This window comes from Rheinheimera tangshanensis (assembly GCF_014645135.1).
GTDB classification, from domain to species: Bacteria; Pseudomonadota; Gammaproteobacteria; order Enterobacterales; family Alteromonadaceae; genus Pararheinheimera; species Pararheinheimera tangshanensis.
This window is the reverse complement of the sequence record NZ_BMLH01000023.1, coordinates 1-1634: the sequence shown is the minus strand read 5'-3', so window position 1 is coordinate 1634 and position 1634 is coordinate 1. Positions and strand designations below refer to the sequence as shown.

At 52.6% G+C, this 1634-nt stretch carries 1 rRNA gene; it reads right to left on the bottom strand.

What is annotated here, in order from left to right:
• Nucleotides 1–97: 97 nt before the first annotated feature.
• Nucleotides 98–1622 (bottom strand): 16S ribosomal RNA (locus IEW88_RS18610).
• Nucleotides 1623–1634 lie beyond the last annotated feature (12 nt).

Below are 1634 nucleotides of genomic sequence, written 5' to 3'. Positions count from 1 at the left end.
CATCCGGCGTTATCCTCGCGGATAGCGCTTTTACTGTTTGCTCTACGTATCAATCAATCATCTGTGTGGACACTACACGAACTAAATCTGCTTTAGGTAAGGAGGTGATCCAACCCCAGGTTCCCCTAGGGTTACCTTGTTACGACTTCACCCCAGTCATGAATCACAAAGTGGTAAGCGCCCTCCCGAAGGTTAAGCTACCTACTTCTTTTGCAACCCACTCCCATGGTGTGACGGGCGGTGTGTACAAGGCCCGGGAACGTATTCACCGCAACATTCTGATTTGCGATTACTAGCGATTCCGACTTCACGCAGTCGAGTTGCAGACTGCGATCCGGACTACGATACGCTTTAAGAGATCCGCTCACTGTCGCCAGCTTGCCTCCCTCTGTACGTACCATTGTAGCACGTGTGTAGCCCTACTCGTAAGGGCCATGATGACTTGACGTCGTCCCCACCTTCCTCCGGTTTATCACCGGCAGTCTCCCTAGAGTTCCCGACTTAACTCGCTGGCAACTAAGGATAGGGGTTGCGCTCGTTGCGGGACTTAACCCAACATTTCACAACACGAGCTGACGACAGCCATGCAGCACCTGTCTTACGGTTCCCGAAGGCACAACCGCATCTCTGCAGTCTTCCGTAGATGTCAAGAGTAGGTAAGGTTCTTCGCGTTGCGTCGAATTAAACCACATGCTCCACCGCTTGTGCGGGCCCCCGTCAATTCATTTGAGTTTTAATCTTGCGACCGTACTCCCCAGGCGGTCTACTTAGTGCGTTAGCTGCGCTACTCACATCACAAGGACACGAACAGCTAGTAGACATCGTTTACGGCGTGGACTACCAGGGTATCTAATCCTGTTTGCTCCCCACGCTTTCGCACCTGAGCGTCAGTGTTGTGCCAGGGGGCCGCCTTCGCCACTGGTATTCCTCCAAATCTCTACGCATTTCACCGCTACACTTGGAATTCTACCCCCCTCTCACACACTCTAGTTCCCCAGTTTCAAATGCAATTCCCAGGTTGAGCCCGGGGCTTTCACATCTGACTTAAAAAACCGCCTACGTGCGCTTTACGCCCAGTAATTCCGATTAACGCTTGCACCCTCTGTATTACCGCGGCTGCTGGCACAGAGTTAGCCGGTGCTTCTTCTGCGAGTAACGTCAAAAATGCATGCTATTAACATACATCCCTTCCTCCTCGCTGAAAGTGCTTTACAACCCGAAGGCCTTCTTCACACACGCGGCATGGCTGGATCAGGCTTGCGCCCATTGTCCAATATTCCCCACTGCTGCCTCCCGTAGGAGTCTGGACCGTGTCTCAGTTCCAGTGTGGCTGATCATCCTCTCAAACCAGCTAGAGATCGTCGCCTTGGTGAGCCATTACCTCACCAACTAGCTAATCCCACGTAGGCGCATCCGATAGCATGTGGCCCGAAGGTCCCACACTTTGGTCCGTAGACATTATGCGGTATTAACAGTCGTTTCCAACTGGTATCCCCCTCTATCGGGCAGCTTCCTACGCATTACTCACCCGTCCGCCGCTAGGTCCGAAAACCCCGCTCGACTTGCATGTGTTAGGCCTGCCGCCAGCGTTCAATCTGAGCCATGATCAAACTCTTCAATTAAAGTTTAATTGC